Annotated in this window: 22 protein-coding genes; 18 read left to right on the top strand and 4 right to left on the bottom strand. The window is 60.6% G+C overall.

The window, feature by feature from the left end; genetic code table 11:
- The first annotated feature begins 24 nt into the window (after positions 1–24).
- From AC1DV9_RS03295 to AC1DV9_RS03230, 14 genes are all read left to right on the top strand, one after another.
- Positions 25–825 (top strand): inositol monophosphatase family protein, encoded by an 801-nt coding sequence (locus AC1DV9_RS03295; RefSeq protein ID WP_477946172.1) that lies wholly within the window; start codon positions 25–27, stop codon positions 823–825.
- 178 nt (positions 826–1,003) lie between these two features.
- Positions 1,004–1,729, top strand: a complete 726-nt coding sequence (locus AC1DV9_RS03290) for a FadR/GntR family transcriptional regulator (protein ID WP_477946170.1) — start codon at positions 1,004–1,006, stop codon at positions 1,727–1,729.
- 46 nt (positions 1,730–1,775) lie between these two features.
- Complete coding sequence (locus tag AC1DV9_RS03285; RefSeq protein WP_477946168.1) at positions 1,776–3,284, top strand: ABC transporter substrate-binding protein; 1,509 nt, start codon at positions 1,776–1,778, stop codon at positions 3,282–3,284.
- A 60-nt stretch (positions 3,285–3,344) separates the two neighbouring features.
- Positions 3,345–4,292, top strand: a complete 948-nt coding sequence (locus AC1DV9_RS03280; RefSeq protein ID WP_112388847.1) for an ABC transporter permease — start codon at positions 3,345–3,347, stop codon at positions 4,290–4,292.
- Positions 4,289–5,161, top strand: a complete 873-nt coding sequence (locus AC1DV9_RS03275; protein ID WP_112538753.1) for an ABC transporter permease — start codon at positions 4,289–4,291, stop codon at positions 5,159–5,161. Before AC1DV9_RS03280 ends, AC1DV9_RS03275 begins: the two co-directional genes overlap by 4 nt.
- Before the next feature lie 21 nt (positions 5,162–5,182).
- Positions 5,183–6,967, top strand: a complete 1,785-nt coding sequence (locus tag AC1DV9_RS03270) for a gamma-glutamyltransferase family protein (RefSeq protein WP_477946166.1) — start codon at positions 5,183–5,185, stop codon at positions 6,965–6,967.
- Between the two features lie 3 nt (positions 6,968–6,970).
- The gene (locus AC1DV9_RS03265) at positions 6,971–7,726 is read left to right on the top strand and encodes a DUF1028 domain-containing protein (RefSeq protein WP_477946164.1); all 756 of its coding nucleotides are present in this window, start codon (positions 6,971–6,973) and stop codon (positions 7,724–7,726) included.
- 27 nt (positions 7,727–7,753) lie between these two features.
- Positions 7,754–9,574, top strand: coding sequence for an ABC transporter ATP-binding protein (locus AC1DV9_RS03260; RefSeq protein WP_477946162.1), 1,821 nt, complete (start codon positions 7,754–7,756; stop codon positions 9,572–9,574).
- Positions 9,575–9,850: 276 nt separating this feature from the next.
- Positions 9,851–11,347: a DegQ family serine endoprotease gene (locus AC1DV9_RS03255; RefSeq protein WP_477946160.1), complete on the top strand. Its 1,497-nt coding sequence runs from the start codon at positions 9,851–9,853 to the stop codon at positions 11,345–11,347.
- Positions 11,348–11,496: 149 nt separating this feature from the next.
- Positions 11,497–12,168 (top strand): amino acid ABC transporter permease, encoded by a 672-nt coding sequence (locus AC1DV9_RS03250; protein WP_477946158.1) that lies wholly within the window; start codon positions 11,497–11,499, stop codon positions 12,166–12,168.
- Positions 12,168–12,839, top strand: coding sequence for an amino acid ABC transporter permease (locus AC1DV9_RS03245; RefSeq protein WP_477946156.1), 672 nt, complete (start codon positions 12,168–12,170; stop codon positions 12,837–12,839). Before AC1DV9_RS03250 ends, AC1DV9_RS03245 begins: the two co-directional genes overlap by 1 nt.
- Before the next feature lies 1 nt (position 12,840).
- On the top strand, positions 12,841–13,575 hold the full coding sequence (locus AC1DV9_RS03240; protein ID WP_477946154.1) for an amino acid ABC transporter ATP-binding protein: 735 nt from the start codon (positions 12,841–12,843) through the stop codon (positions 13,573–13,575).
- A 9-nt stretch (positions 13,576–13,584) separates the two neighbouring features.
- Complete coding sequence (locus AC1DV9_RS03235; protein WP_477946152.1) at positions 13,585–14,502, top strand: glycosylasparaginase; 918 nt, start codon at positions 13,585–13,587, stop codon at positions 14,500–14,502.
- A 22-nt stretch (positions 14,503–14,524) separates the two neighbouring features.
- Positions 14,525–15,316: a transporter substrate-binding domain-containing protein gene (locus AC1DV9_RS03230; protein ID WP_112516428.1), complete on the top strand. Its 792-nt coding sequence runs from the start codon at positions 14,525–14,527 to the stop codon at positions 15,314–15,316.
- A gap of 34 nt (positions 15,317–15,350) precedes the next feature.
- Here AC1DV9_RS03230 and AC1DV9_RS03225 read toward each other — a convergent pair whose 3' ends face one another.
- The 4 genes from AC1DV9_RS03225 to AC1DV9_RS03210 form a co-directional block, all read right to left on the bottom strand.
- Positions 15,351–16,352: a LacI family DNA-binding transcriptional regulator gene (locus tag AC1DV9_RS03225; RefSeq protein ID WP_112389053.1), complete on the bottom strand. Its 1,002-nt coding sequence runs from the start codon at positions 16,350–16,352 to the stop codon at positions 15,351–15,353.
- A 273-nt stretch (positions 16,353–16,625) separates the two neighbouring features.
- Positions 16,626–17,204: a sugar transferase gene (locus tag AC1DV9_RS03220; RefSeq protein ID WP_477946150.1), complete on the bottom strand. Its 579-nt coding sequence runs from the start codon at positions 17,202–17,204 to the stop codon at positions 16,626–16,628.
- 1 nt (position 17,205) lies between these two features.
- Positions 17,206–18,141, bottom strand: coding sequence for an NAD-dependent epimerase/dehydratase family protein (locus AC1DV9_RS03215; protein WP_477946148.1), 936 nt, complete (start codon positions 18,139–18,141; stop codon positions 17,206–17,208).
- 46 nt (positions 18,142–18,187) lie between these two features.
- Positions 18,188–20,101, bottom strand: a complete 1,914-nt coding sequence (locus tag AC1DV9_RS03210; protein ID WP_477946146.1) for a polysaccharide biosynthesis protein — start codon at positions 20,099–20,101, stop codon at positions 18,188–18,190.
- 728 nt (positions 20,102–20,829) lie between these two features.
- Between AC1DV9_RS03210 and AC1DV9_RS03205 the strand changes: the two genes are divergently transcribed.
- From AC1DV9_RS03205 to AC1DV9_RS03190, 4 genes are read left to right on the top strand one after another with little or no spacing between them, the layout of a single operon-like run.
- Positions 20,830–22,119: a nucleotide sugar dehydrogenase gene (locus tag AC1DV9_RS03205; protein ID WP_477946144.1), complete on the top strand. Its 1,290-nt coding sequence runs from the start codon at positions 20,830–20,832 to the stop codon at positions 22,117–22,119.
- A gap of 24 nt (positions 22,120–22,143) precedes the next feature.
- Positions 22,144–23,199 (top strand): Gfo/Idh/MocA family protein, encoded by a 1,056-nt coding sequence (locus AC1DV9_RS03200; RefSeq protein WP_310290468.1) that lies wholly within the window; start codon positions 22,144–22,146, stop codon positions 23,197–23,199.
- 1 nt (position 23,200) lies between these two features.
- Positions 23,201–23,779 carry an acyltransferase gene (locus tag AC1DV9_RS03195; RefSeq protein WP_310290471.1) on the top strand — a complete coding sequence of 193 codons (579 nt, stop codon included), beginning with the start codon at positions 23,201–23,203 and terminating at the stop codon, positions 23,777–23,779.
- A 21-nt stretch (positions 23,780–23,800) separates the two neighbouring features.
- The gene (locus AC1DV9_RS03190; RefSeq protein WP_310290473.1) at positions 23,801–24,883 is read left to right on the top strand and encodes a DegT/DnrJ/EryC1/StrS family aminotransferase; all 1,083 of its coding nucleotides are present in this window, start codon (positions 23,801–23,803) and stop codon (positions 24,881–24,883) included.
- The last annotated feature ends 25 nt before the right edge of the window (positions 24,884–24,908 follow it).

Genomic DNA, 24,908 nt, shown 5'->3' with positions numbered 1-24,908 from the left:
GCATTTCATCAAGGGAAGATTTTCATGACGTCGCATGTCGTACCCGGGCTCGAAGCGCGCCTTGCGCTGGCTGAAGCCGTTGTCCGCGAAGCCGGAGCGGTGGCGCTCGACTATTTCAAGCGCCGCGAAACACTTGTGATCGAAACCAAGCGCGATCCGCAGGACGTGGTCTCGATCGCCGACCGCGAGGTCGAAAACCTGATCCGCAAGCGCTTCAACGAAGCCTATCCCACCGATGGCGTTCTCGGCGAGGAATACGGCCTGGAGACCGGCACTTCGGGCTTCACCTGGGTGGTCGATCCGATCGACGGCACCAGCCCCTTTGTCAACGGCATGCCGAACTGGTGCGTGTCGATCGGCCTGCTGCATGAAGACGTGCCTGTCGTTGGCGTCATCTCCGCACCCTGCCACGACGAGCTCTATGCCGCAGCCCTCGGCATGGGTGCGACGCTGAACGGCAAGAAGCTGTCGCTCGACCCGTCGCGCACCATCCGTAACGCCGTCACCGGCATCGGCGCCAATAACCACGTCACGCCGGCCTTCGTCGGCAAGATGGTGGAAAACCTTCTCGAAGCCGGCGGCAACTTCATCCGCAACGGCTCGGGAGCGCTGATGCTCGCCTACGTCGCGGCCGGCCGCCTGGTCGGCTATTACGAGCCCTACATGCATGCCTGGGATTGCATGGCTGGCTATTGCCTCGTCAAGGAAGCCGGCGGCTGGTATCACCCCTTCCCGACCGAAGGCGAGCGGCTGACCAAGGGATCGCCGGTTTTGGCCACCGCGCCCGGCGCCACCGACGACCTGCGCAAGATCGCCGGTATTTAAGGGATTCCGCATCTTCGACCTGCCCAATCCGGCGTCATCGGCGCCGGATTTTTTGTGCATGGCGAAGATCGCAGCCTAATTTTTGTGCGCCGCAAAAATTGCACAAAAAACCGCTTGACGAGGTGGACCAATATGGTTTTGGATTGAACCAATAAGAAATTGGTTCGGACCATTCACTATGGATGAGACCACGGGGAACTCCAATTACGCACTCGACAAGCTGCGTGCGCTGCTGCGCTCGGACAGCCTCGATGCCGATGGCAAGCTGCCGACCGAGCGAGCGCTTTCGGAGATGCTCGACGTCAGCCGCCGTGCCATCCGCCGCGCACTGGAAGTTCTCGAAGCCGAGGGATTGATCTGGCGCCGCCAGGGATCCGGCACTTTTGCCGGAAGGCGCCCCGACGGCTGGAGCGAGCATGTGGATTCGATCGTCGCCGGCACCGACCTTATGGAAATCATGGAAGTGCGCCTGCGCATCGAGCCGCAGCTCGCTCAGCTTGCCGCCATCCGCGCCAAGAAGCACGACGTCGAGCGCATGTATGAGCTGGTCAAGAAGATCTACGAAAGCACCGATGCCGACGGCCGCGAACTGTGGGACGGGGCGCTGCACCGCCATATCGCCCAATCTGCCGGCAACCAGTTCTTCCTGACGATCTTCGACGTCATCAACCGCGTGCGCCAGGACGAAGCCTGGCAGACGATCCGCGAACGGGCCCGCGCCGCCGGCAAGACGCGCACCGTGACCTACGGACAGCATACCGCAATCGTCGATGCCATTGCCGCCCGCGATCCCGCGAGAGCCGGCGAAGCGATGCGCCAGCACCTGCTGACGCTGCAGGAGAGCCTGGTTCGAATGACCTCGCTCGACCACCAGATACCGGAGACCAAAGAAGAGCTCACCTGAAGAGCCACGACAATGAAGCAAACAAAAAGAACCAGAGGAGAGTGAAATGAAGACCGCCAGTTTCGTGACGACCCTTCTAGCCGGGGCAATTGTTGCCCTCCCATCCTTTGCCGCTGAGCTCAAGATCGGCCTGCAGGACGATGCCGACGTGCTCGATCCCGCGCAGTCGCGCACCTTCGTCGGCCGCATCGTCTATACCGCGATGTGCGACAAGCTCGTCGACGTGACCCCCGACCTGAAAATCGTGCCGCAGCTCGCGACCGAATGGAAATGGTCCGACGACGGCAAGACGCTGACCATGAAGCTGCGCGAAGGCGTCAAGTTCCACGACGAAACACCGATGAATGCGGCGGCAGTCGTCGCCACCATCGAACGCAACATGACGCTGCCGGAATCGCGCCGCAAGAGCGAGCTGACCTCGGTTGAGAAGGTCGAGGCCTCGGGCGAATACGAGGTGAAGTTCACGCTGAAGAGCCCTGACGTGACGCTGCTTGCCCAGCTTTCTGACCGCGCCGGCATGATCGTTTCGCCGAAGGCTGCCAAGGAACTGGGTGCCAATTTCGGCAATCACCCGGTTTGCGCCGGTCCCTTCAAGTTCGTCGAGCGCGTCCAGCAGGACCGCATCGTGCTCGAGAAGTTCCAGGACTACTGGAACAAGGACAATATCTTCGTCGACAAGGTCACCTACCTGCCGATCCCGGACACTACGGTGCGCCTTGCCAACCTGCGCTCGGGCGATCTCGACATGATCGAGCGCCTGGCACCGACCGATGCCGCTTCGGTGAAGGAAGATGCGAGCCTCACCTATGCCGACGCGATCGGCACCGGCTACATGGCGCTCTACGCCAATGTCGGCAACGGCGCTCGTGCCGACAATCCGTTCGGCAAGGACAAGCGCCTGCGCCAAGCCTTCTCGCTGGCGCTCGACCGCGATGCGCTGAACCAGATCGTCTATGAAGGCACCTCGGTTGCCGGTAACCAGTCGTTCCCGCCGAACAGCCCATGGTTCGACAAGGATATCCCGGTTCCCGCTCGCGATCTCGACAAGGCCAAGGCGTTGATCAAGGAAGCCGGTTTCGACCGCGTGCCGATCGAGCTGCAGGTGCAGAACAACCCGGTCGCCTCGCAGATGATGCAGGTCGTCCAGTCGATGGTTGCTGAAGCCGGCTTCGACGTCACCATCCGCTCGACAGAATTCGCTACGCTGCTTTCCGAGCAGACGGCGGGCAACTACCAGCTCAGCCGCTCGGACTGGTCCGGCCGTATCGATCCTGATGGCAACATCCACCAGTTCATCACCTGCAAGGGCGGCATCAACGATACCAAGTATTGCAACGCCGAAGTCGACAAGCTGTTGAACGAAGCCCGCGCGTCCACCGACGATGCGGTCCGCAAGCAGAAGTATGACGCCGCGGCCGTGATCCTCAACGACGACATGCCGATCATCTATCTCGGCCATAACTCGTGGATCTGGGCGATGCACAAGAACGTCACCGGCTTCGTTGCCTCGCCTGACGGCATGATCCGTCTGACGGGTGTCAAGAAGGAAGGCTGAACCAGCCATCGCGGCGGCGGGTAATGCCCGCCGCCTCTCCCCGCTCGCTCAGGATCGTTCATGTACACCTACATCGCCAAGCGGCTTCTCGTCGCCATTCCGACGCTGCTGATCATATCGGTCTTCGTCTTCTCGCTGCAGAAGCTGCTGCCGGGTGACCCCATCCTCGCCATGGCCGGCGAAGAGCGGGATCCGCAGGTGATCGAATATCTGCGCGAGAAATACCGGTTGAACGATCCGGTGCCCTACCAGTATGTTTCCTGGCTGGGCTCGGTGCTGCAGGGCGATCTCGGCATTTCGCTCAGAACCAATCAGCCGGTTCTGGAACTGGTGGCCGAGAAACTCCCAGTCACCATTCAGCTCGCCATCATGTCGATGATCTTCGCCTTCGTGATCGGCGTTCCCATGGGCATTCTGGCGGCGGTGAAGAAGAACACCGCATTCGACTATATCGCCAATCTGATCGCGCTTTCCGGGCTTTCGATCCCGAATTTCTGGCTCGGCATCATGCTGATCCTGCTGGTCTCGGTGAAACTCGGCTGGCTGCCCGCTTCCGGATACGAGCCCTTCTTCAACGACCCGATCCGCTCGATTCAGACAATGCTGATGCCCTCCTTCGTGCTCGGCAATGCGCTGGCCGCGACGCTGATGCGGCACACGCGCTCGGCGATGCTGAGCGTGCTCAGCGCCGACTATATCCGCACCGCCCGCGCCAAGGGCCTCTCTGAGCGCTCTGTCGTGCTGGAACACAGCTTCCGCAACGCCGTGCTGCCGATCGTGACGCTGAGCGCCCTGCTCTTCGGCGAGCTTCTGGCGGGCGCGGTTCTGACCGAGCAGATCTTCACCATTCCGGGCTTCGGCAAACTGATCGTCGATGCTGTCTTCAATCGCGACTATGCGGTCGTCCAGGGCGTCGTGCTCTGCACCGCGATCGGCTTCATCCTGATGAATCTCATCGCCGATATCCTCTATGTCCTTCTCAATCCGCGCATGAGGGCCTCGCTATGACCGCCATCGATCAGGTCGCTGTCACCACCGAACAGCGTGTGCCAAGCCGCGCCTGGCGCAAGCTGAAGGCCAACAAGGGCGCGCTTGCCGGTCTCTGCATCATCGCCTTCTTCGCAATCCTGGCGATTGCGGCACCTCTGCTGCCGATTCCCGATCCGAACGGCACGAGCTGGTCTGCGATCCGCAAGGCGCCATCGGCGGCCCATTGGCTCGGCACCGACGATCTCGGCCGCGACATCCTTTCGCGGATGATCTGGGGCGCCCAGGCCTCGCTGATGGCGGGCGTCTTCTCGGTGGCGATCGCTGTCATCGTCGGCGTGCCCTTCGGCCTGATGGCCGGCTATTTCGGCGGCTGGGTCGATCAGATCATCTCGCGCATCACCGAAGCCTTCCTCGCAATGCCGTTCCTGATCACCGCGATCGCGCTTGCCGCCTTCCTTGGGCCCAGCCTCACCAACGCGATGATCGCCATCGGCCTTTCGGCCATGCCGATCTTCATCCGCCTCACCCGCGGCCAGGTGCTGGCCGTCAAGACGGAGGAATATGTCGAGGGGGCCCGCTCCATCGGCCTCAGGCATTTCAGGATCATCACCCGCTACATCCTGCCGAATGTCGCAGCACCCATTCTCGTGCAGGCGACGCTGACGATTGCAACTGCGATCATCGCCGAGGCCAGCCTCTCCTTCCTCGGCCTCGGCCAGCAGCCGCCCGCCGCCAGCTGGGGATCGATGCTGAACGTTGCCAAGAACTTCCTCTCCCAAGCCCCATGGATGGCGATGTGGCCGGGGGCGGCGATCTTCCTCGTCGTCATCGGCTTCAATCTCCTCGGCGACGGCCTGCGCGATGCGCTCGATCCGCGCGAAGCATGATTTCCTGAAAGGACATTCGAAATGACCGCATTCACGACCCGTCCCGAAATCCTCGGCACGTTCGGCGTCGTCACCTCCACTCACTGGATCGCCTCGGCGGTCGGCATGAGCATTCTCGAAAAGGGCGGCAACGCCTTCGATGCGGCTGTCGCCACAGGCTTCGTGCTGCAGATCGTCGAGCCGCATCTCTGCGGCCCGGGCGGCGATATGCCTGCGGTCCTCTATTCGAAGAAGAAGGACAAGGTCGAGGTCATCTGTGCGCAGGGCCCGGCCCCTGCAGGCGCGACTATCGAGCATTACACATCCGAAGGCCTGAAGCTGATCCCCGGCGACGGTCTGCTTTCGACCGTCATTCCCGGCAGCTTCGACGGCTGGATGCTGATGCTGCGCGACTATGGCACGATGAGCCTTCGCGACGTGCTGGAGCCGGCGATCTATTACGCGGAGAACGGTCACCCGATGCTGCCGCGCGTCTCGGCGACGATTGCAGGCCTCGCCTCGTTCTTCGAGAAGGAATGGCCGACATCCCACAAGACCTGGCTGCCCGGTGGCGCCGCACCTGAGCCGCTCTCCAACTTCAAGAACCCGGTTCTCGCCGGGACCTGGAAGCGGATCATCGCTGAGGCAGAAGCCAAGCGTGGCCGCGAGGAACAGGTCGAGGCTGCGCGCGATGCCTTCTACCGCGGCTTCGTTGCCGAGGCGATCGAGCGCTATGCCGGTTCGACCGAGGTGATGGATGCGAGTGGCATCAAGCATAAGGGCGTCATCACCGCCGATGACATGGCGAACTGGTCGGCCACGATCGAAGCGCCTCAGACCTACGACTACCACGGCTGGACGGTCGCCAAGATCGGCCCTTGGGGACAGGGACCGGTCTTCCTGCAGACGCTGGCGCTGCTCAAGGGCATCGATATCGCCGCGATGGATCCGGTTGGCGTCGATTTCGTCCATACCGTCACCGAAGCGATGAAGCTCGCCTTCGCCGACCGCGAAATCTACTACGGCGATCCCAATTTCTCGACGATCCCGATCGAGCATCTGCTGTCGGACGCCTATAGCGACGAGCGCCGCAAGCTCATCAAGCCGGAGGCATCGCTGGAGCTGCAGCCCGGCATTGTTCCCGGCTTCGAGGACCAGTATGCGCTGACGATGGACATGCTCGGCGTCACCTCCAAGACCGGCGCGGTCTATGAGCCGACCATGGCGCATCTCTCCGAAAAGCGCGGCGACACCGTCCATATCGACGTGATCGACCGCGAGGGCAACATGGTGTCGATCACCCCTTCGGGCGGCTGGCTGCAGTCGTCACCGACGGTGCCGGGCCTTGGCTTCTGCCTCAATTCCCGCGCCCAAATGTTCTGGCTGAAGCCCGGACTGCCGACCTCGCTTGCGCCAGGCAAGCGGCCGCGCACGACGCTGACGCCCTCGATCGCGCTTCATGAAGGACGCCCCACCTTGTCCTTCGGCACGCCAGGGGGCGACCAGCAGGAGCAATGGCAGCTCTCCTTCTTCCTGCGCTATGTCCATCACAAGATGAACCTGCAGGCGGCAATCGACCAGCCGCTGTTCCACACCTCGCATTTCCCGGGCTCCTTCTACCCCCGCACCCGCGAGCCGGGCAGCTTGATGGCAGAAGCGAATTTCGGCGAGGGCGTTCTCGAGGCCCTGCGCAAGAAGGGTCACAAGCTGACGGTTGCCGATCCGTGGACCGTCGGCCGCCTGACCGCAGCACGCCGCGATGCCGACGGGTTGCTGCGGGCTGCGGCGACCCCGCGCCTGATGCAGGCCTATGCGGTGGGGAGATAGACCGTGACCTATTCGATCGTCGCCCGCGACCCCAGCACCGGCCATCTCGGCATCGCCGTCGCCAGCCGCTTCTTCGCCGTTGGCGGCATCGTCCCGCATATCCGCGGCGGGATCGGTGCGGTGGCGACGCAGGCTTTCGTCAATCCGCTGAACGGCGTCGATGGCCTGGGCATGCTTGCCGCAGCGCAAGCGCCGGAGGCAATCGTTGCCGAGTTGGCTGCGCGCGACGATGGCCGTGATCAGCGGCAGTTCCATATGATCGACGCGACCGGCCGCAATGCCGCCTTTACCGGCGAAAAGTGCATCGACTGGGCCGGGCATCTGGTGGCGGGCAACGTCTCCGTCGCCGGCAACATGCTCGCCGGTGCCGAGGTGATCGCGGCAACGCTCGCGGCCTATCAGAAGACCGCAGGCAAGCCGCTGGCCGAACGGCTGCTGGAAGCCATGCAGGCCGGTGAAGACGCCGGTGGCGACAAGCGCGGCAAGCAATCGGCCGCCCTCGTCATCTACCGCGACCAGGATTACGCCTGGCTCAATATCCGCGCCGACGATCATACCGATCCGCTGGCGGAGCTGCGCCGGCTCTATGCTGTCGCCAGCGAGCGCTACCTCTATGTCGCCGAGACGATGGCGACGCGCCAGAATCCGAGCGGCATGATCGACCGGCGCGAGATCGACGCGAAAATTGCCGCCGTCGAGGCTGCCCGCATCGCCGAAGGGCGGCCCTCGGCCTCCTTTGCCACGCCGCTCAAGACCTGAGACCGAACCATGAAGCAGGAAAAAAACATGGGTGAAGCTGCAAATCCGGTGCTTTCGGTCAAGAACCTGACCACCTCGTTTCTGGTCGATGGCGCCTGGAAGCCCGTCGTGCGCGACGTCTCCTTCGATGTCATGCCCGGCGAGACGGTGGCGATCGTCGGCGAATCCGGCTCGGGCAAGAGCGTCACCTCGCTATCGATCATGCGGCTGCTCGCCAAGAAGCAGAGCCGCGTCGAGGGCAGCATCCTGCTGAACGGCAAGGACATTCTGGCGCTCTCCGACAAGGAGATGCGCAAGGTCCGCGGCAATGACGCGGCGATGATCTTCCAGGAGCCGATGACCTCGCTGAACCCGATCTTCACGATCGGCCGCCAGATTTCCGAAGCGCTGACCTGCCATGGCGAGATGACCAAATCGGAAGCCCGGGCCGAGACGATCCGGCTCCTCGAAAAGGTCCGCATTCCGAACGCATCCTCCCGCTTCGACGAATATCCGCATCAGTTTTCCGGCGGCATGCGCCAGCGCGTGATGATCGCGATGGCACTTGCTTCCCGGCCGAAGCTCTTGATCGCGGACGAGCCGACGACGGCGCTTGATGTGACGATCCAGGGCCAGATCCTCGACCTGATCAAGCTGCTGCAGGAAGAGGAAGGCATGTCCGTTCTCTTCATCACCCACGACATGGGCGTGGTCGCCGAAATCTCCGACCGCACCATCGTCATGTATCGCGGCGAAGCTGTCGAGGCCGGGCCGACCGACGATATCTTCCACCGCGGCAAACACCCCTATACCCGCGCGCTGCTGTCGGCCGTTCCACGGCTGGGCTCGATGACCGGCCACCAGTGGCCGCTGCGCTTTCCTGTCGTCGATACCACCACCGGCGAGCGCACCGAGCCAGTTGCTGTCGCCGATACCGTCGATCGCGGTAAGACGCCGATCCTCGAGGTCAAAAACCTGACGACGCGCTTTGCAATCCGTGGCGGCGTTTTCGGCACGCGCACCGGCGCCATCCACGCGGTCGAGGATGTCTCCTTCGACCTTTTCCAGGGCGAGACCCTGTCGCTGGTCGGCGAATCCGGCTGCGGAAAGTCGACGACCGGCCGATCGATCACCCGGCTGATCGAGCCGAATGCCGGCACCGTCAATCTCGACGGTTACGACGTGACGGGGCTGGATTCATCGCGCCTCCGGCACATGCGCCGCAGCATCCAGATGATCTTCCAGGATCCCTTCGCCAGCCTGAACCCGCGCATGACCATCGGCGCCACCGTCAGCGAGCCGATCGTCGCCCATGATCTCGGAACCCGGGCGCAGGCGCGCGACAAGGCCGCCGATCTGCTGGAGCGCGTCGGGTTGAAACCCGACATGATGGAGCGCTATCCGCACGAATTTTCCGGCGGCCAGCGCCAGCGCATCTGCATCGCCCGCGCACTGGCGCTCGATCCGAAGGTGATCGTCGCCGACGAGAGCGTCTCGGCCCTCGACGTCTCGATCAAGGCGCAGGTCTGCAATCTCCTGATGGACCTGCAGCAGAGCCTCAAGCTGGCTTTCCTGTTCATCTCGCACGACATGGCCGTCGTCGAGCGCGTCAGCCATCGCGTCGCCGTCATGTATCTCGGCGAGATCGTCGAAATCGGCCCGCGCGAAGCGGTGTTCGGCAATCCGCAGCACCCCTATACCAAGAAGCTGATTGCCGCCGTTCCGGTTCCCGATCCATCGCGCCGCAGCATCAAGCGCGGGCTCTCCACGGACGAGCTGAAAAGCCCGGTGCGTCCGCTCGGCTACGTGCCGCCAAAGCGCTGCTACAAGAGCCTCGGCAACGGCCATATGGTCCAAGTCGAGGCCTGAAACATATACTCCCGGCAGCGATGCGGGCCGCTCTCGATCCGAATATTAATTCCCTGTAATTCTTACCGTTTTGCAATGAAACGGTAATGAACATTTAATTTGTAAATGAACCCTGAGCGGCGCATATCAGTATCAAGCGCTAATTCTTCACGAACACCTGTAATCGCTAAGTAAAGCGGCGGTTTTTAATTTGAAGAGTTTGTGCATTTCGCCCGACGCCCGCGTTCCCCGGAACATCGACGCCGCTTAGCAACTATTTGCAAGGGACCATTCGCCATGCCCAATATCCTTCTCAAGCACCGCACTGCAGCGCTTCTCGGCGCCGCCCTGATTGCCGGCACTGCGGCGCTGCCTTTCACCATCAATGCCGCCTCCGCGGTTGCCGCGCCTGCCGAAGTCAGCGGCACGTTTGCCCCCGGCGGCTCGTTCGCGCCGATCGTCGATGCCGACAAGCCGGCCGTCGTTACCGTAACGACGACGATCAAGGCTACCGACACCAGCGACCAGCAGTCCTCGCCAATGGACGAGCAGTTCCGCCAGTTCTTCGAGCAGCAGGGCATCCCCATGCCGCGCCAGGCTCCGCAACATGACAGCGGCCAGCATGCGATGGCGCTCGGTTCCGGTTTCATCATCAGCCCCGATGGCGTGATCGTCACCAACAACCACGTCATCGACAATGCCATCGACATCAAGGTAACGCTGGATGACGGTACCGAACTGCCCGCCAAGCTCGTCGGCACTGATCCGAAGTCGGATATTGCCGTTCTGAAAATCCAGGCTCCGAAGCCGCTGGCAACCGTTGCCTGGGGTGATTCCGACAAGCTGAAACTCGGCGACCAGATTCTCGCCATCGGCAACCCGTTCGGCATCGGCACCACGGTGACCGCCGGTATCGTCTCGGCCCGCGGCCGCGACCTGCATAGCGGCCCGTACGACGACTTCATCCAGATCGACGCGCCGATCAACCACGGCAATTCCGGCGGCCCGCTTGTCGACCGTGACGGCCATGTCGTCGGCATCAACACCGCGATCTACTCTCCGAACGGCGGCAGCGTCGGCGTGGGCTTCGCCATCCCGTCCGCTGAAGCCCGCACCATCGTCGCCAAGCTGCAGAAGAACGGCTCGATCGACCACGGCTATCTCGGCGTGCAGATCCAGGCCGTCACCAAGGATGTCGCCGATGCAGTTGGCCTGACCGATGCCCAGGGCGCTCTCGTCGCTGCCGTATCGGATGATACTCCGGCTGCCCATGCAGGTATCAAGACAGGCGATATCGTTACCGCAGTCGGCGGCGAAGCCGTCAAGACTCCGAAGGACCTGTCGCGCCTCGTTGCCGACATGTCGCCCGGCGCCAAGCAGACGCTCACCGTCTGGCGCGACGGCAAGAGCGCCGAGCTCAACGTCACCATCGGTGGCAATGACGACGGACAGAAGCAGGCCGCTGCCGATGAAGGCGATGGCAAGGTCCAGACCGGTCCGAGCATCGGCGTCGGTCTCGCCGACCTGACGCCGGACACCCGTCAGGAACTGAACCTCCCGCGCGGCGTCACCGGTGCTGTCGTTGCCAGCGTAAACCCCGACAAGACGGCCGCTGCTGCCGGCATCCAGACCGGCGACGTGATCGTCTCGGTCAACGACAAGCCGGTGCATGGCGCAAGCGATGCCAAGACCGCCGTCGCCGAAGCCGCCAAATCCGGCCGCAAGTCGGTGCTGCTGCTGGTCGAACGCGGTGGCAACAAAACCTTCGTGGCCGTGCCCTTCTCCGCCGCTTAGGGCCCCTCAACGGTCATGGAAGCGCCTCGCATCTCCGGATGCGGGGCGTTCTTGTCAGATCTCCACAACTTCCCTGCCACGGCGCTTGACAGCATCCGCCGGCTTCAGCAATATGAAACCGGTTTCAATCGTGCTTGGGGAGAGCGATCGTGCGGTTCGACCTTTCGATCCTTTTGCCGCATATCGGCTTTCTCGCCAAAGGCGCCCTGCTGACGGCAGAGGCCTGTGCGCTGGCGCTGCTCGGCAGCGTCATCATGGGCGCCTTCGTGGCGATCGCCCGCACCTCGTCTTCGAAGACGCTGCGGCGCGTTGCCTTCGTCTATGTCGACATCTTCCGCAACGTGCCGTTCATCGTCCAGCTATTCTTCTTCTATTACGGCCTGCCGGAACTCGGCATCTATATCGATGCCTTCACGACTGGTGTCGTGGCGCTGTCGATTGCCGGCGGCGCCTATGCTTCCGATGTCATCCGAGCCGGGATCTTGGCGATCGACCCCGGCATCATCGAAGCGGCTGAGGTCAGCGGCCTGTCGCGCCGGGTGACTTTTACCAAGATCGTGCTGCCGATCGCACTCAGGACTTCAATCCGGCCGCTCGGCTCGGTGCTGATCAACCTGATCCTCACATCGTCGATCCTCTCGACCATCACGCTGAACGAGCTCACCGGTTCGGCGCAGATCGTCGTTTCGCAGACCTACCGGCCCTTCGAAGTCTATGTCGTGCTGCTGGTTGCCTATGCCGTGCTGACCTATCTCGTGTCGCTCGGCGTCACGCTGCTTCACCGCCGCCTCAACCGTGACATGATGGAGGCCGTCGGCTGATGCGCTATACCGATTTCACCTCTTACGATTTCGTGCTGCTCGCCCAGGGCCTCGGCGTCAGCGTCGCATTGTTTTTCGGCACGTCGCTGATCGGTCTGCTGATCGGCATTCTCTGGGCAGTCGTGCGCTTCTACCGCGTGCCGGTGCTGCTGCAGATCGTTACCTTCGTCTCCGAGCTCCTGAAGAACTCGCCTGTCCTGGTGCAGCTCTTCCTGGTCTTCTTCGGCCTGCCGGCGCTTTTCCATATCCGTATCACGCCTGTTACGGCCGCGACGATCACGCTGTCGGCCAATACCGCCGCCTTCGTCTACGTCATCGCCGTTTCGGCGATCGAATCCATCGGCCGCGACCAGATCGAAGCGGCCCGCGTCTTCGGCCTGACCCGCTGGCTGGTGCTGCGCCATGTCGTGGCGCCACAGGCGATGGCCTTTGCGATCGGCCCGCTGATCGCGCTGCTCGTCAACCAGCTGCAGGTGACGTCGCTGATCTCGGTGATCGGCGTCGTTGATCTCACCAAGATCGGCAACATCCTGAACCTCAGGACGCTGAAGCCGTTCATCGTCTGGACCGCCGTCGGCCTGCTCTATTATGCGACCGCGAAGCTCGTCGCGCTTCTCGGCACCCGTTTCGAAAACCGCCTCAGGGCTCATAGCGCCTGGAGAGGGCTCTGACATGCTCAAAGTAGAAAACGTCAAGAAAGCGTTCGGCTCGACCATCGTCCTCGACGGCATCGACCTGACCATCAATCCCGGTGAGGTCGTTTCGATCCTGGGATCGTCAGGCTCCGGCAAATCGACGCTGATCCGCTGCATCAACGGCCTGGAAAAGCTGAATGGCGGCCGGATCCTCGTCGACGAATTCGACACCGGCAAGCCCAAGGAACTGGCCGAGGCGCGCAAGCGCTCCGCCACCGTCTTCCAGCTGTTCAATCTCTATCCGCACATGACCGTGCTCGGCAACGTGACGCTGGCGCCGATAGAAGTGCTCAAGAAGCCGCGGGCTGAAGCCGAGGCGACCGCCCGCGCGCTGTTGGCCTCAGTCGGCCTCGCCGATCGCGCCGATGCCTATCCGGCCCAGCTTTCCGGCGGCCAGCGCCAGCGTGTCGGCATCTGCCGGGCGCTTGCCATGCAGCCACGCTATCTGCTGCTCGACGAAGTGACGAGCGCGCTAGACCCTGAAATGACCGCCGAAGTGCTGGCGATCCTCGCCAAGCTCGCCGAAGAGGGCACGACCATGCTCTTCGTCACCCACGAGATCGAGTTCGCCCGGCAGATTTCCGACCGGATCGTCTTTCTCGACAAGGGCAAGCTGCTTGTCGATCTGCCGACCGAACAGTTTTTCGCCGCCGATGGCGGCATGGCGCAGCCCCGCGTTGCCCAGTTCCTTTCCAAAATGCGTAAAGATTAGAGGTTTTTCATGCTGCTCATCGCCAACAAAGAAGCCTGGCCGGGTTTTGCCCATACGGTCGATATGCTGCGCAGCGGCGCCAACAGCCTCGACGCCATGGTTGCCGGCATCGGCAAGGTCGAGAGCGAAGTCAAGGTCCGCAGCGTCGGTTTCGGCGGCTGGCCGAACATGATCGGCGACATGGAGCTGGATGCCGCCGTGATGGACGGTACCACCCGTGACGTCGGCGCTGTCGGCGCCGTACCCAATACGCTGCCGGTCGCGAAACTTGCCCACGAAGTCATGAAGCGCCTGCCGCATGTGATGCTGACCGGCAATGGCGCGCGCCGCTTTGCCAGTGAAATCGGTTTCCCCGAAGACGACGTGTTGTTCGAAGACAGCAAGCGCGTTTGGTGGGAGCGGCTGGAAAAGGAACTGTCGGCCGAAGAGCTGGCGAAATTCCCGAACATTCCGCTGGCGCCGCTCAGCAAGGCGATCACCGATCCGGAGCGCGTGCGCGACACCACCGTGTTCCTCTCGGCCGATTCCGCTCGCGGCATTCATGCTGCAACCTCCACGTCGGGCTGGGCCTGGAAATATCCGGGCCGTCTCGGCGACTCGCCGATCCCCGGCGCCGGCTTCTACGCCGACAGCCGCTATGGCGCGGCCGCCTGCACCCATACCGGCGAAATGACCATGCGCTGCTCGACCTCGCGCACCATCGTGCTCGCCATGAAGCTCGGCTATTCGCTCTCCGACGCGATCAAGTTTGCCGTCGAGGAGCTTAGCGAACTCAATACCGGTTTCCTTGCCGGCGTCGTCATTCATGCGGTTGACGCAAAAGGAAATCATGAGGTTGTGAATTTCAGATGCGAGGGCGAGATCAGCTACTGGCTCTGGGAGGATTCGATGTCCGAACCGGAATTGCGGACTGCGAAACAGGCATAATCAACGAAGAGGGAATGGAACAATGAAACGCTTACTCACCGCAATTGCTGCGATCGCTGTTGTCGCAGGCTCGGCTCTGCCGTCCTTTGCCGGCATGCTCGATGATATCCGTTCGCGCGGCACGATCCGCATCGGCGTGTCGCTCGGCGGCGAGCCGATCGGTTTCCGCGACGACCAGAACAACCCTGTCGGCTACGACGTCGATGTCGCCAAGCGCCTGGCTGAAAAGATCGGTGTGCCGGTCGAATTCACCGACGTTTCAGGCGACGCCCGCATTTCCATGCTGGTCTCCGGCCAGATTGACGTGGCGATCGCCAATACCTCGGCCACGCTCGAGCGCGCCAAGGTCGTCAATTTCTCGATCCCCTATAACCGCGCCGGTCTGCGCGTCATCGTGCAGAAGGATGCGGGCATCAAGGATTTGAAGGATCTCGCCGGCAAGAAGATCGTCGTCGGCCGCGGAACGACGGGCGAAACCTTCCTGAAGACCGCCGTTCCGGATGCGGAACTCGTCTATGTCGACCAGTTCGCGCCCGACGGCGTTCTGCAGCTGCAGCAGAAGCGCGTTGATGCTGCGATCGAGGACTCCTCGCTGCTCGACTATCTCGCGACCAAGAACCCGACGCTGGTGACGCTTGCCGGTCTCTATTCCAACGACCCGATCGGCATGGCCGTTGCCAAGGGCGATCCGGAATTCGTCCGCTGGCTCGACATGTTCGTGTCCGATTACATCCAGTCGGGCGCCTATGAGGCAAACTACAAGAAGTGGTGGGGCGCTGAAGCCAACCCGCCGGCTCTGAACCCACAGTGGTAAGACAATAAAGGCCGCCTCCGGGCGGCCTTTTTCATTACGAGGTGGCGCGCAGCACGAAGCGCGTCGGCACCATGATCGGCGGCTGTCCCGGCTTGAACGCCTCCGGATTGGCGATGAAATCGACGATATGCCGGACGTAATCGGACTTGTCGTAGCCGATTGACGAGATCGGATAGGCCTCGAAATCGGTCAGCGACAGATTGTCGAAGCCATAAAGCCGGAAACGCGGCGGCCGGTTGCCCGGAAAATCCGAACGGCAGACATCGAGAATGCCCATCGCCATGGCATCGGATGTGCAGAAGATCGCATCGGGACAATCATCACCGGCGAGCACAGCCGCAGCGGCATGTCCACTGGCATAGGAATAGTCCCCCTGAACCGTGCGCTTCAATTCGATCCGGTGCTGCTCGAAAGCCTTGCGATAAAGACCGATACGCGCATGCTCGACCGGCGATGAGGCGCGGCCGGTGACCAGCCCCGCAGTGCGCACTCGCTTGCTGGCGGCATCCGCGACCGCCTCGAAAATACCGACGGCCTCGTCGGGCATCACGACAGGCGAGAGCTCGTCATGCAGCCCGTTCAGCATGACCACCAGATCGGAACGGAACATCCGCCGCACGGTGGTCGCATCCGCGAAGTCCGAGAACACCAGCCCGGCATCGACATGGTAGGCGACGCCGTTTCTGAGGAACTCTTCGACGCGCGCGACCGAACCGATGCGCACCAGGATGACCTGTTTGCCGATCGCCTGGATCTGATCGATCAGCCGGTCGAACAGGTCGAGGTCGGAGAGATCGTGAATGTGGTTGACGACGACGGCGACGAGATTGACCGTCTTGGTGGTCAGGCTCTGAGCCAAGAGGTTCGGCTTGTAGCCGAGGGCATTGGCCGCATCGATGACGCGCTCGCGCTTGTCGGCGGACACCGGCCGCGGCTCGGTCGAAAGGGCCCGGCTTGCGACTGCGCGGGAAACGCCGGCCAGCCGCGCAACATCGGCAATCGTCGGAGCGGCATCACGGCCAGTCGGTGCTTTCATCGTCAGTTGCTTCCCCACCTTCTTCCGGCCTGATACCGCAAGCTTGCCGTTCTGGCCAAGCGAAATACCAGCCATTTTCAGCCCAAACTGCCAGATTGCGCCGCGCTTCGCAATCTGGCCCAAATGGGTCAGTTCCTTAGGCGGCGAAATGCCGGCATCAAGCCTGTTCACCGGAGCCAGATCACTACGGTGATAAGATAGACGAAAGGTCCGAAGCGGATTGTCGTATGTGCAGGGCGAGCGGCGCCCCCGTAGACGGCAGCGCCCGTGATCTCACCGGAGCGCAGCGTCGCCCTTCCCCTTGCCGAGGATCGAGCCCAGGATCATCGCGATGTCGCGCCACAGGCTGACGGTTTTGACGTACTCGGCATCGGCCGCCGCAAGCTTCTCCGGTGTCGACATGTCAATGCCAGCGATCTGGGCGAGCCCAGTAATGCCCGGCCGGACGGCGAACACGCCTTTGGCCCGGCGCGCCGAGATCACATCTGGCTGTGTCAGCAGGCAGGGGCGCGGCCCTACCAAACTCATGTCGCCGCGCAGCACATTGACGAGCTGCGGGAGCTCGTCCAGCTTGTAGGCACGCAACGTCCTGCCGATCGGCGTGATCCACGCTTCGGCGGCATCGTGAGAGCCGACACTGGGTGTACCGGCTGCCATCGTCCTGAACTTGATGCAGGTAAACGGAACCTCATACCGGCCCACACGCTTCTGCAGGAAAAGCGCGCCGCCGGGAGAAGACCGCCTCACGAGGATAACAAGCACGAGCAAAACTGGCGAAAGCACAATAAGGCCGCCCAGAGACGCGCAAAAATCAAAGAGCCGCTTGATCAGTTGGTTCATTGTCTGTGTCATTTCATGTCCGTGAAGGCACTCGTGAGTCCAGAGCGAGTGCCAGTCCCTCGCTCATACCGAAAGGCGGCGTCCAGCCCAACCGGCTACGGGTTGCGTCTATATCGACTTCCAGCGATCGCGTCAGCCGATACACAAGCTCCTGCTTGCCAAGCGCGCGCCCGGCAACTTCGAGCAAAAACCCGGGGCACGGTAATAAGCGTACGGGCGAACCGACCGTTGAACCGATCAGCCTCAACAGCTCCGGCGTCGATGGACTTTCACCGTCCCCGGCGAGGAAAGTGCCTCCGGCTGCTGCAGGATGTCCGCCGGCGAGGATGATCAGATCGATCAGGTTGCCGAGATAGACCATCGAGCGCTTGTTGCGAATGGATCTCAGAGGCAGCGGCAGCCCACGCTGGACCAAGCTTACCAGCGCGTTGAAACTACCGCGCATATGCCGGCCGTAGACCAGTGGCGAACGAATGACGACCACCTCCATGCCCGTCTGGCCGGAGAGAGCGTGAAGTCCCTGCTCGGCCTCTAGCTTCGTCGCAGCATAGTCCGTCTGCGGATTCGGCGCCTCACCAGCTTTGAACGGCTGCCCGTCTGTGGTCCACTCACCATTCGCTTTAATGGTGCTGACGAACACAAACCTCTTCACGCCTGCGGCAGCGGCCTGTCGCGCAAGATTAAGCGTTCCGTCGACATTCACCGCGCGATAGGTCTGAAGCGCCGCCGGGTCGCCCTCGATTACGTTCTGATTGACCGATGCCAGATGGAAGACGACATTGATGCCGGAAGTGGCTGCCGACCAGTCCGTATGGCCGTTTATCTCGCCGACTGGAAACAGCCCTGGGTATGCATGCCGGCCAGCCGCCCGGAACGCAATCCCGCGCTGCCGCAGCGCCTCCTGCATTCCCTTGCCGACAAATCCCGTCGCTCCCGTCAGAAGGAACATTGAAAACCTCGTATACCGACTGGCGAATTCGCATTGCGAACGGCCATTAAACGACTTTCTTGCGCAGCGATACTAGATCGACAACCCGCTCCAAAGGGCTATATCCGGGCGCGAGCTCGGCCAAGGCGATCTTGATGCTCTGGGCATCACCTTCGCGGGCATAGTTGGCGAGCTTGTCGAGCTTCGTCGAAAGTTCGACCCATGGAAAGAATTGCTCGCGTGCGCGCCTGATCTTTGGATGGTCGGTCATCTCGGGATTGTCGCTTATAAGAAGCTCCTCGTAGAGCTTCTCGCCGGGCCTCAGGCCGGTTGTGACAATGCTGATATCACCGTCTGGATTCTGTTCATCTTGAACAGTCAGGCCAGAGAGTTCAACCATGCGGCGGGCGAGATCGATGATCTTGACTGGCTCGCCCATGTCGAGGACGTAAACGTCTCCCCCTGTGGCCATGGCGCCCGCCTGGATCACCAGCTGAGCCGCCTCGGGCACAGTCATAAAGAACCGGGTAATTTCCTCGTGCGTCAACGTGATCGGGCCACCGCGGCTAATCTGCTGACGAAACAGGGGCACCACAGACCCGGACGATCCCAGCACGTTTCCGAAGCGAACCATCGAAAAGGTCGTGCGATCCTGGCCTTCGGACAGCGCCTGAAGGATCGTTTCAGCCAACCGCTTGGTTGCCCCCATGACATTCGTAGGCCGGACCGCCTTGTCGGTGCTGACCAGGATCATCCGATCGACCCCGGCTGCAAGAGCTGCCTTGGCAACGGAAAGCGTGCCGAAGACATTTGTCTTCACACCCTCGGCGGGGTTCTGCTCGACCAGCGGTACATGCTTGTAGGCCGCGGCATGGTAGACGGTCGATGGCCGCCACGTCGCAACAATACTGCTAATGCGATGCTCGTCGCAAACATCGGCTAGAAGCGGAATAACAGGAAACAGTTGCTCGCCGTCTGCTCCTTCCAGTTCGCTTTGAAGCGAGTAGATGCCGAACTCGTTCTGATCAAGCAGCAGCAGCGCCTTCGGACGAAGCTTTGCAATCTCCCGGCAGAGCTGGCCGCCGATGGATCCTGCCGCTCCAGTAACGAGCACGACGCGATCGCGGACATTGCGCTCCAGAAGTTCCGTGTTGGGAAGTACTGCGATCCGGCCGAGAAGATCCTCAACATCAAGATCGCGCAGGTCCGTCAATTGCGCCTGGCCGGTGGCCAATGCGGAAATATCCGGCACGGTGCGGACCGCAACTTTGGCCGAGCGCAGTCTCTCAAGAATCTCGTTGCGCCTGTTGCGATCGATTTGCGGCAGGGCAAGGAGGACCGTGCGGATCTGAAGATCGTCGCAGATCTGCTCGATTTTCTCCGGGCTATAAATCTTAACGCCGTTGAGCGACATCCCCCTCAGGCCTGTATCGTCATCCAGAAAACCAACAACCTTGAATTCGGCGGAATGACCAAGCGCGCTGACGAGCTGGCGTCCCTGTGATCCGGCTCCATAGACAAGCGTGCGGATGGGAGCCGCCATCCCGCGGATTTCGCTATATGCGTCATATAGAAAGTACCGCGCCACGAAACGTGAAAGACCCACGGCAAGCAGCAGCAACATCGGCTGCAGAATTCCGACGGTTCGCGGGATCGACGGCACGCTAATTATGCTGAAGATCAGTGTGTAGACCAAGCCGTAGATCACGACGCACTTGATGACAGTGGCAAAGGCGGCCCACCCCATGAACCGGAAGATCGCTCGGTAGAGCCCAAAGGTTATGAACAACGGCAGCGCGATGACCAGCGATACCGGGATCGTCCAGAACTGTATGCCCGACAAGGCGTACCAGTCGTTGAACCGGAAGCAGAACGCGAGCCACACAGTGATAACGCAAAGGCAAGCATCGAACAGGAGCGCAATGACCCGCTTTGCCGGACGCGGTAAAGCAAGGATATCTTGAAGGATTTTGTCAAACATGGAACAGGCTCAAGCTCAACACTTTGGGAAGCCGCGCGATAGGCGGATAACACGGATAATCGCAAACCACGTGACTACCCCTCTTCGCGCGCAGCGCGCAAACACCTCAAACGATGACTTGCGCGTTATGTCAACGCATCTTTGCGCATTCCCGAACGTAAACACACGAAAAAATGCGTTGGCCGGCATGAAATGGCACCAATTGCTAATTCTATCATTGGTGGAGTCATACTGTTCTGAGTCAGAGGGCAGCGGCTTCTCGCTCCTGGACGAAAATGACACTCTTCAGTGAAACGCGGCGCCGGAGGCTGGAGAAAGTCTGCCTTTCGCAAACGGCAATGTATTGAAATCTTATGAGTTCCGTCGTGTCCGGAGCACAATCGCGATCCAAATTAACGTAGCTAGGCACCTGTCTGCGAATCGGCGATCAGCTCACACGCCATGCGGCAATACGCCAAGGAAAAATACATGGCTTTAGCCTGAACCCTTGCAGTGCTGTTTGGTTCAAGAGTATATAGCCGCGGATCTTGAGATCATGGCTTGGCTATCCGCTCCCGCCGTTCGCGAAACATCCTAGAGATGATTGTTATGGTGTGGAAAATTGCCCTTTCATGAGAGATGAAACTTTCTTCTGATACGAGGTCCCGGGGGACATCGCGTAATTACTAGGTGCCGGAGGCGCTGTGCTGAGAGCAGCAGCCATCGGGCCGCATTGACAGAAACGTGACATGGCAGAGAGCAAGATTTGTGTAATCGGTTTGGGGTATGTCGGGCTGCCACTGGCAGTGGAATTCGGCAAACAGCGACAGGTTATTGGCTTCGACATAAACGAAGCAAGAATCCAGGAATTACGCGACGGCAAGGACTCCACGCTGGAAGTGACCGAGGAAGGTTTGCGGGAGGCCTCCCAGCTTATATTTGCTAGCGACGTGGATGCACTGAAAGATTGCGATATCTTCATCGTGACCGTACCGACGCCGGTTGATAAGACCAACCGTCCAAACCTCAACCCGCTGATCAGCGCAAGCATGATGGTCGGCTCGGTAATGCGACCGGGCGCTATCGTGATTTATGAGTCGACGGTATATCCGGGTTGCACAGAGGAAATCTGTGTTCCAGCGCTTGAGAAAGCGTCGGGCCTTACATTCAACAAGGACTTCTTTTGCGGGTACAGCCCGGAACGAATCAACCCTGGGGACAAGGTCAATACACTTACGACTATCAAGAAGATCACCAGCGGCAGTACTCCTGATGTAGCCACAGCGGTTGACCTTTTGTATCGATCCATCGTGACTGCAGGGACCTGGAAGGCGACCAGTCTGAAAGTTGCCGAGGCTGCGAAAGTAATCGAGAACAGCCAGCGCGACCTGAACATCGCGTTTGTAAACGAATTGTCCATCATCTTCGCTCGACTAGGCATTGACACGCTCGAAGTCCTGGAGGCCGCGGGCAGCAAGTGGAACTTCCTGCCGTTCCGTCCAGGCATGGTTGGCGGGCACTGCATCGGTGTTGATCCCTACTACCTCACGCACAAGGCTGAGGAAGTCGGCTATAACCCGCAGGTAATCCTGGCCGGACGACGTATCAACGATAACATGGCGCGTTACTCGGCTCGAAACGTGATCCGTCTTATGCTGAAGAACGGCATCGATGTTCCGCGGAGTACTATCGGTGTCATGGGTGTGACATTCAAGGAAAACTGCCCCGATATCCGTAACAGCAAGATTATTGACCTTGTCCGCGAACTGAATGAATGGGGCGCGAAGGTCGTTGTTGAAGACCCCTGGGCCGATCCCGGAGAAGTCGAACGGGAATACGGCATCAATCTCGCTGCGATATCGCCGGATAATCCGGTGGATTCGATCGTGGTTGCAGTGGGTCACCACGAATATCGCGCGAAATCAGCGGCTGATCTGCGCGCATTGTGCCGGGGCGATAAGCCGGTACTCGCCGACCTCAAATCCCTATTCGACCGTCACAAGGCCGCAGATGAGGGCTTTACCCTCTTCAGGCTCTAGTCTCTTTCTATAAAGGCAACTTAGGTGAACAAAATACAGCGGATAACGGGTCGGAAAATTAGGGTAGCGGTGGTTGGATGCGGTCGCATCGCCAAAAACCATTTCGGCTCAATCGAACAGCATTCTGAGGCGATAGAACTCGTTTCGGTCTGCGACATCGATCCGGAGGTGCTTGCCGCCCACGCTCAGCAATATGCAGTGCCTGGCTATGGTGACCTGGGTGAAATGCTGAAAGAGGTAACGCCCGACGTGGTCGCGCTTTGCACGCCAAGCGGCATACATGCCGATCAGGCAGTGCTGGCGGCCAGGCATGGCGCACATGTGATGACCGAAAAGCCGATGGCGACCCGGTGGTCAGACGGTGTCCGAATGGTCCGAGCCACCGATGAAGCCGGGGTTCATCTTTTTGTCGTCAAGCAAAACCGCCGGAATTCGACGTTGCAACTGCTTAAACGGGCGGTTGAAGAAAAGCGTTTTGGCAAGATCCACATGGTGCAGATCAACGTTTTTTGGGCTCGCCCGCAATCGTACTACGACCAAGCGAAATGGCGTGGCACATGGGAGCTCGACGGTGGCGCCTTCATGAACCAGGCAAGCCATTACGTCGATCTCCTCGACTGGCTCATCGGACCTGTCGAGAAGGTCCAGTGCATGACCAGCACGTATCGCGACATCGAAGTTGAAGACACCGGCGTGATGAACATCCGCTGGAGAAATGGTGCGCTAGGCTCGATGAGCGTGACGATGCTCGCCTATCCCAACAATATTGAAGGCAGCATCACGATCCTCGGAGAGAACGGGGCCGTCCGGATCGGCGGCGTCGCGGTCAACAAAATTGAGATGTGGCAATTTGCCGAACCCAAAGATTACGACACGGATATCGAAACCGCTAGCTACCAGACGACATCGGTGTACGGCTTCGGTCACCCGCTTTACTACAAGAATGTCGTGGATGTGTTGAAGCATGGCCACGAACCCGACACAGACGGCCGTGAGGGTCTGAAGTCGCTGGAACTGCTCATTGCAGCATACCGGTCGGCCCGGGACGGAAAGACGGTCTCGCTGCCGTTGGAACTCTGAAATGTCTATCACTATTCATCCGACCGCGATTGTTGATGAAGGGGCCGAAATCGGCGAGGGCAGCCGTATTTGGCATTGGGCGCATGTTTGCGGTGGTGCCAAGATTGGCGCGGGCGTATCCTTGGGCCAGAATGTTTTTGTGGGAAATAAAGTCACCATTGGCGACAAGTGCAAGATCCAGAACAATGTCTCCGTCTATGACAATGTCACGCTAGAGGAAGGCGTGTTCTGCGGCCCAAGCATGGTCTTCACGAATGTCTTTAATCCGCGCGCGCTCATCGAGCGCAAAAGCGAGTATCGGGAAACACGGGTCCGCCTTGGCGCCTCGCTCGGTGCCAATTGCACTATCGTCTGCGGTGTAACAGTCGGCGAATTCGCGTTTGTGGGCGCTGGAGCAGTGGTAAATCGCGATGTTCCAGACTACGCGCTGATGGTGGGAGTGCCGGCCAGGCAAATCGGCTGGATGAGCCAGTTTGGCGAGCGCCTCGACTTGCCGCTGACCGGTAATTCGCAAACAGTCTGTGAACATACCGGCCAAAGGTACGAGCTACGTGATGGCCGCTGCGTAGCTGTCAATTGAGTTGTCCTTCGAAGGTGAACAATGGAATTTATCGACCTCAGAAGCCAGTATAAACGCCTGAAGCCTCAGATGGATCTGGCAATCCAGCGGGTATTGGAGCATGGGCAGTTTATATTAGGGCCGGAGGTCGGTGAGCTTGAGGAGAAGCTTTGTGCCTTCACAGGCGCGCGCTACTGCATCAGCGTGGCGAATGGCACCGATGCCTTGCAAATTGCCCTGATGGCCTTGGGTGTCGGACCAGGTGATGAGATCATCACACCGGGCTTCACGTATATAGCGACTGCGGAGACTGCCGCGCTTCTTGGCGCCAAGCCTATTTATGTTGATGTCAAGGAAAACGACTTCAACCTAGATCCCGCTTTGCTCGAGGCGGCCATTACACCGAGAACACGCGCCATCATTCCGGTCAGCCTGTATGGTCAATGCGCTGATTTCGACGCAATCAACGCTATCGCGGAACGCCATGGCATTCCGGTAATCGAGGATGCCGCGCAGAGCTTCGGAGCGACCTACAAGCAGCGAAAAAGTTGCAATTTGTCCACTATTGGCTGCGCAAGCTTTTTCCCGAGCAAGCCTCTGGGCTGCTATGGCGACGGTGGTGCCATTTTTACCAATGATGAAGCACTGGCAACCGTGATGCGCCAGATTTCCCGCCATGGGCAGGACCGGCGCTACCATCACATACGCGTAGGTGTGAACAGCCGCCTCGACACACTTCAAGCCGCGATCCTTCTCCAGAAGCTTACTGTGTTCGAAGAGGAGATGGAGAAACGGCAGGAAGTTGCAGCACGCTATGGCGAGCTTCTCGCCGATGCGCACGTCAAGACTATCCCCTACATCGCGCCGCATAGCGTCAGTGCTTGGGCGCAGTACACGATCCGCGTCGCGGACCGGGCGCGTGCACAAGAAGTCCTGAAGGCTGCGGGAATTCCGACCGCTGTGCATTATCCGGCGCCGCTCAACAAGCAGCCCGCCGTAGCAAATCCCGATGCCTACCTACCGATCGGCGATCTTGTGGCAACCGAAGTCCTTAGCATTCCAATGAGTCCATATATAACGGCAGACGAACAGGCACGCGTTGCTGCCGCCCTCAGGACTGTTTAAACAAGTCTACCGTCGCCCGTGGCCC

The sequence above is a fragment of the Rhizobium sp. 01L410 genome (genome assembly GCF_056400165.1).
Note: the sequence above shows the minus strand (reverse complement) of the source record. Positions and strands in the feature narration are given on the sequence as shown.

What these genes read in the sequence shown, in the direction of transcription:
- AC1DV9_RS03295 (WP_477946172.1), top strand. Translation starts at nt 25, where the DNA reads ATGACGTCGCATGTCGTACCCGGGCTCGAAGCGCGCCTTGCGCTGGCT.
- AC1DV9_RS03290 (WP_477946170.1), top strand. Translation starts at nt 1,004, where the DNA reads ATGGATGAGACCACGGGGAACTCCAATTACGCACTCGACAAGCTGCGT.
- AC1DV9_RS03285 (WP_477946168.1), top strand. Translation starts at nt 1,776, where the DNA reads ATGAAGACCGCCAGTTTCGTGACGACCCTTCTAGCCGGGGCAATTGTT.
- AC1DV9_RS03280 (WP_112388847.1), top strand. Translation starts at nt 3,345, where the DNA reads ATGTACACCTACATCGCCAAGCGGCTTCTCGTCGCCATTCCGACGCTG.
- AC1DV9_RS03275 (WP_112538753.1), top strand. Translation starts at nt 4,289, where the DNA reads ATGACCGCCATCGATCAGGTCGCTGTCACCACCGAACAGCGTGTGCCA.
- AC1DV9_RS03270 (WP_477946166.1), top strand. Translation starts at nt 5,183, where the DNA reads ATGACCGCATTCACGACCCGTCCCGAAATCCTCGGCACGTTCGGCGTC.
- AC1DV9_RS03260 (WP_477946162.1), top strand. Translation starts at nt 7,754, where the DNA reads ATGGGTGAAGCTGCAAATCCGGTGCTTTCGGTCAAGAACCTGACCACC.
- AC1DV9_RS03255 (WP_477946160.1), top strand. Translation starts at nt 9,851, where the DNA reads ATGCCCAATATCCTTCTCAAGCACCGCACTGCAGCGCTTCTCGGCGCC.
- AC1DV9_RS03245 (WP_477946156.1), top strand. Translation starts at nt 12,168, where the DNA reads ATGCGCTATACCGATTTCACCTCTTACGATTTCGTGCTGCTCGCCCAG.
- AC1DV9_RS03240 (WP_477946154.1), top strand. Translation starts at nt 12,841, where the DNA reads ATGCTCAAAGTAGAAAACGTCAAGAAAGCGTTCGGCTCGACCATCGTC.
- AC1DV9_RS03235 (WP_477946152.1), top strand. Translation starts at nt 13,585, where the DNA reads ATGCTGCTCATCGCCAACAAAGAAGCCTGGCCGGGTTTTGCCCATACG.
- AC1DV9_RS03230 (WP_112516428.1), top strand. Translation starts at nt 14,525, where the DNA reads ATGAAACGCTTACTCACCGCAATTGCTGCGATCGCTGTTGTCGCAGGC.
- AC1DV9_RS03225 (WP_112389053.1), bottom strand. Translation starts at nt 16,352, where the DNA reads ATGAAAGCACCGACTGGCCGTGATGCCGCTCCGACGATTGCCGATGTT.
- AC1DV9_RS03220 (WP_477946150.1), bottom strand. Translation starts at nt 17,204, where the DNA reads ATGACACAGACAATGAACCAACTGATCAAGCGGCTCTTTGATTTTTGC.
- AC1DV9_RS03215 (WP_477946148.1), bottom strand. Translation starts at nt 18,141, where the DNA reads ATGTTCCTTCTGACGGGAGCGACGGGATTTGTCGGCAAGGGAATGCAG.
- AC1DV9_RS03210 (WP_477946146.1), bottom strand. Translation starts at nt 20,101, where the DNA reads ATGTTTGACAAAATCCTTCAAGATATCCTTGCTTTACCGCGTCCGGCA.
- AC1DV9_RS03205 (WP_477946144.1), top strand. Translation starts at nt 20,830, where the DNA reads ATGGCAGAGAGCAAGATTTGTGTAATCGGTTTGGGGTATGTCGGGCTG.
- AC1DV9_RS03195 (WP_310290471.1), top strand. Translation starts at nt 23,201, where the DNA reads ATGTCTATCACTATTCATCCGACCGCGATTGTTGATGAAGGGGCCGAA.
- AC1DV9_RS03190 (WP_310290473.1), top strand. Translation starts at nt 23,801, where the DNA reads ATGGAATTTATCGACCTCAGAAGCCAGTATAAACGCCTGAAGCCTCAG.